Annotated in this window: 4 protein-coding genes; all 4 read right to left on the minus strand. The window is 43.5% G+C overall.

What is annotated here, in order from left to right; genetic code table 11:
* Window positions 1-286: 286 nt before the first annotated feature.
* The gene (locus B4H32_RS09115; protein WP_004680850.1) at window positions 287-649 is read right to left on the minus strand and encodes a hypothetical protein; all 363 of its coding nucleotides are present in this window, start codon (window positions 647-649) and stop codon (window positions 287-289) included.
* Window positions 650-748: 99 nt separating this feature from the next.
* Window positions 749-1,270, minus strand: a complete 522-nt coding sequence (locus B4H32_RS09120; RefSeq protein ID WP_286802313.1) for a DUF4124 domain-containing protein — start codon at window positions 1,268-1,270, stop codon at window positions 749-751.
* Window positions 1,271-1,406: 136 nt separating this feature from the next.
* Window positions 1,407-5,909 carry a translocation/assembly module TamB domain-containing protein gene (locus B4H32_RS09125; RefSeq protein WP_286802316.1) on the minus strand — a complete coding sequence of 1,501 codons (4,503 nt, stop codon included), beginning with the start codon at window positions 5,907-5,909 and terminating at the stop codon, window positions 1,407-1,409.
* Between the two features lie 46 nt (window positions 5,910-5,955).
* Window positions 5,956-8,679, minus strand: coding sequence for an autotransporter assembly complex protein TamA (locus tag B4H32_RS09130; protein WP_286802319.1), 2,724 nt, complete (start codon window positions 8,677-8,679; stop codon window positions 5,956-5,958).
* Window positions 8,680-8,797: the final 118 nt, after the last annotated feature.

Genomic DNA, 8,797 nt, shown 5'->3' on the forward strand with positions numbered 1-8,797 from the left:
CAACGTGTTGGCGGTAAGCTTCTAGCACGGTGTTATTCCTCTTTTTTAAAAAATTACCTGTAAGTTCCAGCTTTCTGTAAGCTTTACAAGCAATATGGACAGCAAAATTTTACTAGACTTCGAGTTAAAAGTTAATGCAACAACTGTATTTCTACGTGATGACCATTATTTTATAGCGAAATGCCCATCGGTTTGAAATACCGCTTTGGTATAAAGCCAAAGTCCAGCAAAACGATCATTTAGTTCCACAAAAAAAGACAAGGGTGTTGTCTTTTCGGTTAATACATTAAAATAGTTTATAGTTCGGCAGCTTTTCATGTGGAGTTGCCAAACATTGTTCAGTAAATTGTTGCTTCAGTTTTTCACGTAATGCATCTGGTTCAGCCTTAAGTTCTTCGGCTGGGATTGCGTAGACTTTTTCAATGATACCGAAAATAAACTTACGCGTGGTTTCATCCTCAATTTTACCCGCATGCTCTGTTGCCTGTTTTTGCTCAATTCCATTTTGACGATCCAGCGTAATCGAACGCGCGGCATTTCCCACACTTACACAATAGCCATGCCATTTTTGTTCAGGTGTAAGTGGCTCTTTTTTGCTACAACCGACCAAAACCAAACCTATTGCAATCAACAAAACTTTATTCATCATCATACTGCGACTAATTTGATCCACACATCATACTGAAACTGATTCATTTTGCAAAAGGAAGTATTTAAAACCATCCTGTCTGCAATAGAAACATACAAATCATTTGCTGCACTGCATATTATTGCCATTCTTTTGGCATTTACTGCCTGTTGCAGAAAGATAGGTATAACCTGCAACCAGATTATAATGCCTACCTTTTGAATCCCAGCATCTGACACCATTACAGTTTTTTACAGCGATCAGGGCTGCTACAGCAGCCGCTGTAGATGGACTGGCAGTGGTCGCACCAGCAGCTGGCTTAGCTGAATTTGTTGCAGAAGCGGTGGTGGTCTTAACCGCATTTGCACTGGTCGCCGCTACAGTTGTTTTTGCTTCTTTGTTTGCTACTGGCGGAGGTGTTGTTGGATGAGTTACGGTCTGGGTTGTAGCGGTGTTGGGATTTCTCTTTGCAGGGTCGAGTTGAGGTTCCTGTTTCTGAGTTGGAGGTGGTGTTGCTGAATATGTTGTTACACCACGTGCGTCCACCCACTTATAGTATTCTTTAGCATTTGTTTGAAATGTACAGCCAATCACCCCAAGGCTGATGATTGCCAAAATCTGACTAAAAGTGACAGATTTCATCCCTTTCCTCCCAAAAATATCATAAATATTTTATTTTCAATAACTTATTTTAATTTTAGCATATTTCCTTATTTAAAATAAATGTCATTAAAAAAACCTGTTTTATCATTGTAAAACAGGTTTTTATTTTTACATACTAAAAACGCCAGTTATAGAAAATATCTATCGCGCGTTCCAAAGACTGACTCGCTTCGAGATATAAACGGCGGTTCATTTGATAACGTAAGGTGAGTTTATTCACAGGAGTAAACACACCTATGCCATAGCGGATAAATAAATCTGGTGTGATATACCCTGTCAGGCTGACTTGAGTATCATCTCCTGTACCCTGTGCATCCAATGCCAGTCCGCTCAGACCAAAGGTTCGTCCAATCTGGTTGGTTAAAGCCCGTGTACCCCCCAGACCCATACTGATACCAGCGGCTGCAATGGTATTGTTCACGTCTGACTTAAAGCCTTCAGTATTGCTTAAACCACTGCCACCCTCATTGATACGTCCCGTAAGCAAGGCATTGAGGGCCTCTTGTTCTGACAAGCCAGCATCATTATAAACCTGAACATTCGGCACAGTTGCCGTACCTGTTACCCGTACCCCAACCATACTGCCTTGCACAGGTTTATTGGCATCAATATCCAGTGTTGGGTTGGCCAATGGCCCATTAAAACGGGCAATGGCTCGGTTCAAGTCCAGACTTTGACCATAGGCCTCAATTTTCACTTCCTGGCTCACCCCAATCGCACCATTGGCACGCATTGCGGTTTCGAGACCACGCTGGGATAGATGCAAACGTCCAACGAGTGGAATATTACTTCCAAAGCCCTGGAAAACAACCTGATTGCCTAACGTCAGGGTCATATCAGCACGAATGTCCCACGGTTTTGCTGACTTTAAGGTTGCCAACAAGTCCTGTCCTTGCTGCACAACACGGACATCAGGCGAAACGTTAATCACGGTTGCGGTGGTTTCTGGCATTGAAATGCGCGCGCGAGGGACATCAATTGACCCTTTCAAGCTTAAGCGCTGATCAAATGGATAAACATCAAGGCTTAAATCAGGCTGGACAATTGCAGTGATCATTGGTGCCTGACGAATCAACAGGTTGTCACCTTTTAAGGTCAATGCCAGATGTGGTTCTTCTTTCCAGTCAAAGCTACCCTTTAAGCGACCCACACCTTGCCCACTGTTAAACGCACCATCAATACTGGCTGAATCCTGACGGATTGAGGAATACAACTGGATATTGGTGAGATTGACAGGCAATGAAATCATGCTGATGGCACCATTTTTCAGACGCATTTCACCTGTGAATTGAGGTTGAGTTAAAGTCCCATTCACTTTACCAGCAAGTGCAAGCGTGCCCGCCATTGAACGGACATCCTTGATAAATGGTTTAAAAACTTTTAACTGAACATCATCAAAAGCTACTTCGCCACGCATTGGCATATTATCCTGAAAAGGATTGACAATCACATTCGCATAACCCGTTCCAATATCTGGGGTTTTCATGTCGATACGGAACAACAACCCATCACTGACACTCTTTGCAATCAGGCTCAACTCATCATAAGTCATGGTGGTGGCTGGTTCTTGTGGATCATCTGCCGCCAAGCCAATCTCACCCTTGCGTGTCACCAGGCTGGCATCAATTTTTGGACGGTTACCCTGAACCCATGAGGCCTTGGCATAACCATTCAATTGACCCGTAACCGCCAATCCTTCTGGCATAAAAGCAGTAAAGTCATTTAAGTCGATATTTTTGGTAATGACAGAGACATTACCCTTGGCCTGACTAATACGTGCAGGCTGATCCAGACATAACTGGCTGTGTGCACTCTGCCAGCAATGCTGCCCAACATACAGTTCGGATAATCGGGTTGAATACACAATCGCCGCATTTTGATTTTGCACAAGATTGATACGTGGCGAAGCAAAGTTTCCTTTTTGCAGTTGCCCCAGCCATTCATTGTTTGAGTTAAAGCCGCCTGCAAGCTGTTGATAAAAATTTGATTGTCGATTTTTGCTTTCAACTTTTAATACATGCGCCTTACGTGTTCCAGCCAGATTGACCGTAGCATTCTCGATTTCACGATTGCCACTGCGTAAATGGTCAATTTTTGCAGCCAATAACGTTGGGGTGGTTTCTGATGTTGGCAATTCACCCTGAATACGCAACGATCTAACACTTGCCACATCCTTGAATGCAAAATTATCCACGGCAATATTTGCGATTGCCTTTAAGCGTGGCTGGGACTGCACATTCAGGCTGCCATAGGCACGGCCTTTCAGACCTGGATATAGTTCATAGAGTGCAGGTGCATTGAGCTTGATTTTCAGGCTTTGGGCATTACCCGTTGCCTGTAACTGATTTTGTGCATAGGAAAAATATAAATCATTGGCTTCAAACTGTTGTGGCAAAAAGCCTTTCTGGTTGGAATCCAGCAAGAGCGTCAGGTTGCCGCGTCCCCTGATTGGCTTATTATTAATAAAACCAGCGGCATTCAGTTGACGGATATCAATACGTTTTAGCTGTTCAGACCAGACACCCTGTGTTTTTACGTGACCAGACACTTCACCCTTAACACTGGAAACGAAATATTGGGGTTTAAAACGTACCAGTGAGGCATCCAGATCCCAACCCAATTTATCTTTAAGATTGACTGCGCCAGTGGCATAGACTTTACCCGCTACACCATCATGTTTTAGCTGATTGATCTTAATGTATTCAGGTGTACCCGCAATATTGATTTTTAATAAGCCATTGCCCTGATTTAAGGCATTGAGTGAGCCATCATAATTCACGGCAAAACTTTTAAAGCCGCCACCCGCTTTTTGATCATGGAAGATAAGAGCCGCTGTACTTTTTCCTTTTAAGGCAACCGTTTCAGTTTTACCTGCCTGGGCCAGTTGTCCCTTGAGATCAATCTGGTCAAATTGAATGATCTGCTGGTTGGGTTTGGCAAAACCAGTCGCTTTAATCTGACCGTTAAGTAGATTAACAGGTGCTGTTGCAACCACTGTCTGCGGATTAAAATTTTGTGCCTGTAGCTGTGCCTGCCATGCAAGCTGCTGCTTTTCATTTGGCAGTTTCACCTTGGCCTGACCTGTTAGGCTGCCTTTTTCAGCCTGATAATGGAAACGTTCCACATCTAAAAGATCACCTTTTACATCAAAGCGTGCATTATACTGTCCTGTTGGTAACAGTGTTTTCTCATGCGGACGCACCTTGGTTGACACATAGATATCCTGTTGTCCCTCTTTCAGCGTAACATCAGTATACCCTTCGGCACTACTCAACCAGCCAATATAAGGCACAGCCCGATCAATTCCTTGCCATGCAATATTTAACATCATTGGTTGAGCTTTGTGATCTTTTGCCTCAGCCTGATTGAGCTTGATGGCCCAGCTTTCGTATTTATCGAAATCAAGATTGGCTTTTAAGGACAGCCCTTTTTCCATTGAACCTGATGAACTTAGGTTTGCGTCCAGATTGGGCGGCAAGAAATCCTGAGCCACTTGCGGCAAAGTTTTATCTTTCGGGTTTAATTTTTCCAAACGCCCCTTAACATCCCATGACACATGATTATGCCAATTCACCACACCCTTAAGACCAACCCTACCACCCATCAACTGACCATTAAAATCATTGATATTGAGCTGGTTTTTCAAGTCAGTATCCATCAGGGCATTATATTTCCCCTCAGGAATCTGTTCACCTTTCAGGTCGGTATCCAGTGTCAGAAGTAACTTTTGAATGTCACCGTTAAACCGCGCCACGCCATCTTTTGCAAATAATTTCTGTTCTTTTAGCAAGGGTAAATGATAATTTTTAAAGAACAATTCGCCGTTCATTGGTACATGGTCACGTACAGGATGAACCACAACCCAACCTGTGAGTAGATCAGGGGTACGGGTTGCAACTCCTGCCTTTAAGGTATCAAGTGTTCCTCTGGCGACAACCTTGATAATCTGGATATCCAGACTTTTTAATGAGGGAATTATCAGGTCAGTTTTGAGATTCAATGGGTATTTACCGATAAAATCCATTTCACCTGTTGCATGCTGGAGCGCCAGATAACCCATATCCATGCGGGAGTCTTCGAACTTAAGCTTTGTTCCCGACCATAAGGCATTCTTTAAATAAATATCACTAAAGTCGATCTTCGAGGTGCTGGTCTTGATTTGAAGATGGTCTATAGTTGCCTCATCTACCCTTAATACAAAAGGCAATTTAATCGCATCAAAGGAAAATGGTTTACCTGATGGCGGTTTTTTATTCACAATCCTTAAGTTACGTACATCGGCATGGCTTAAGTGCAGTTCCTTGTCTAACAGGGCACGCCAGCCTAAAGACACATCGACCCGATCCAGCGACACATCCACAGCCTTGACTTGCAGCAATACATTTTTCAGGATGATCCCTGAAAGCAGGTTGCCACCCTCATATTCATATTTAATGACTTTCTGGCTTTGCAGCACACGATCCAGTAGGAAAAGGCTTCCCTTGTCCGTAGACATCATCACCATTAACGAGCTGACCAGCAATAAAAGAATGATCAGCACAATCAGCGCAATGCTTCGAAGAATGCGCCGTTGCCGTCTTGGTCTTGTTGGAGGTAACTGCTGTTGTGCTTCCGTCATAATCAACCTGAATTGTTTGACCTTTTAAAGGTTTTTTAAAAAGTTATTAAAGCTGTGGACCAATAAAGAAATGGAGTCGGATTGGGTTGTTGTCATTCGAGATACCTGAAGCAACATCTAGGCGAATCGGCCCAATCGGTGATCTCCAGCGTATGCCCAAACCAATACTGTACTCGGTTGGATTGCTAAACTGCTTATCATAGGCATTACCAAAATCAGAAAATATCGCTGCACGCCAGCCATCTTTAAATTGATAGTTATACTCAAGTGATCCCAAGGCTAAGGCCTGTCCACCAATTTTATAGCCATCTTCTTCTGGTGATAGGCTCTTGTAGTCAAAACCGCGTAACGACTGATCCCCACCTGTGAAGAAACGTAAATTATAAGGAACCTTGTTGAAGTTGTCGGTAAAGATATAGCTGGTGTCGCCACGCCCCACAAACTGGTGGTTGTCATTTTCACCCATTGAATAGATAAAACGCCAGCCTCCCGTCAGGATGGCCATGTTGGCATCTGTCAATAATGATTCTGTACCCAGCTCAACCTTGTAAATCTGTTTGAAGCCTTTGGTTGGGTTTAAACGTGAATTGGCATTGGTTTTTGACGCTTCATAACTGAGCAGCAAGGATTCCTGTTCGGAGTCGATTCCTGAAACCTTAAACGCGTCAGGAAGTTCATTGACATCAATATCGCCTTTTTTGGTTAAGCGATCCAGACGGTAACGTAAGCCAAAGGTATTTTGCCAGTCACCCAACGGATTTTTAATCACCCGTTCGCCCCCCATGACCGCTGACTCCACCAGCAGGTTCACACCTGGACCAATATCATCACGCTCTTCACGTTCATAACCACCGACAAGGTTAAAATAGTCATTAAGTGGATGCTTGTAGGGAATACTATAGCGTCCATCAATGGACTGACGAATCTGCGACAATTCAATGTTGGCATCAAAAGAATGTCCATATTTATTGACAATGGCACGACGATACTGGCTACGAATACGCGCACCTGTATCAGTTCCATAACCGACACCCGTTTCCAGACTATTTAATTTATCGGCATTCAATGTCACCACGATTGGAATTTTTTTCTCGATTCGGGTTTGCTCTTCAAGCTTGTGGCGTTCATCTTCGTCATCATCATGGTCATGTGAACGTGGTGCTGTGCGGGCAACTGAATAGGCCTGTGCAGACTCGCCACCAGAGAATACGGTCTCATCGACCACATTTTGTGTGACTTCCTGTGCAGAGGTAACTTTCTGACGTGCCAGATCAGCCTTTTGCTGACTATTCATCAACTGTGACTGTTGAAGTTTCTGCTGGTCTACCAATGCCTGTAAGTCAGGCGCCAATTCCAAAGGAGGTTGAATCGGGTCTGGCTTGATGGTGTCAACAAGGGTGTAATTGAAATAACGGGTATTGGTCAGGTTATTTGCTAAGACATTGACACGCCAAAATGCGTAATCATCGCCCTCTTTCCACGGTGCCAAACTATCAAGCACTTTTTGGGTAAGCGGCAGTGGCTTGCTTGGGTCACTCATACGGTATTCGACTTTTTTCAGCTTATAACGCTCACCCGTCTCATATTTCAGGTTGATCTCTGCTGTTTTATCAGGCTGCGTAATCTTGACATCATGCAAACGCCAGTAGGCATCAAAGAAACCGTTATCATTGGCTGCACTGACAATTTTTGTTTTGGTTTCTTCGTATTTGCCATGATTAAAGATATCACCCTCATCCTGTTCTGGAATTAAACGAATCACTTGGAGTTGAGGTAATCTTTCACCAGCCCCCGAAAATTCAATATTTTGCTCTTTAATCAGGATAGGCTCATTGGGTGTGACAATCACTCTGACCCTGCTGTCACTCAACCGTTCAAATTTAAATACCGCATTATAATAACCAACCGCCTGTGCAGCTTGATTGGTCAGAGCCCTTAACTGGGGTAAAGCCACATTGAAGTCTTCAAAGGCCTCTTGAGTAAAGCTGGATAGTTTGGCCTTGATATTGGTGGCAAGTACAGGAGGTGCACCCGTCACATCAGCAGTGATACGTGGAGTTTTTTCGGCATTAAGCAGGTTTTCAGGATGGAACCGATTCCATATCTTTCTAAAAAATCCGACTTTTTCCTGTGATGATTCAGGCTGGGGCTGGAACTCAGGCAGGGTTCGTCCTGCTTCATTGGCCTCAACCACAATTTTACTGTCGGTCTGGATGTCCTGCATCAGTTTGTCAATGTTGACAGGGGCCTTGGTGACTTCCGTGAGCTCAGTTTGTGAAACATCATTGACCAGCACAGCAGGCGTTTTTGCCGCATTGTCACGGAAATTCTGGGCTTCTTTTTTCGCCTCTTCAGCTACACGGAAAATTTCATCTGCCATGCCCTGATCAATCGTCATGCTGGGCAAATCTTCCAGATTGTCTTCCATTTGGATCGGTTTTAATTCTTCAATCTGGTTTGCGGCCTGTTCCTGCTGTTTTAACGCAGCCAAACTGTCTTGTTGCGGTACCGAAACGGTCTGGGGTTCACTGTCCAGTTGTGGCTGAGGTGTTGTGTTTTCAGCAACTGTTTTCGCCTCAAGCTGTGTAGTTGAGGATTCCAGCGCTTCATTTTTAGCCAGCTCCGTGATTTTTTCCTGTGCACAAGCGACTGATATACAAGAACTTATCAGAAACCCACCACAAATAAATTTAGGAAAGCCCTGCATTTTAAAAATTAAATGCATAGAATGACTCAGTGCAGACGGTTTAAACTTTGCTTGAGATGGCATGTAGAACTCTAAACTTATTTTTTAGTGTGTCGTTTTTTGTGGATAAAAATTTATTCAAATCTTTGATTTTCATCCAATCAAACATTAAAAAATATCATACATGAATTTTAGTGCATTT

The sequence above is a fragment of the Acinetobacter sp. UBA2063 genome (assembly GCF_002333245.1).
GTDB lineage: Bacteria > Pseudomonadota > Gammaproteobacteria > Pseudomonadales > Moraxellaceae > Acinetobacter > Acinetobacter parvus.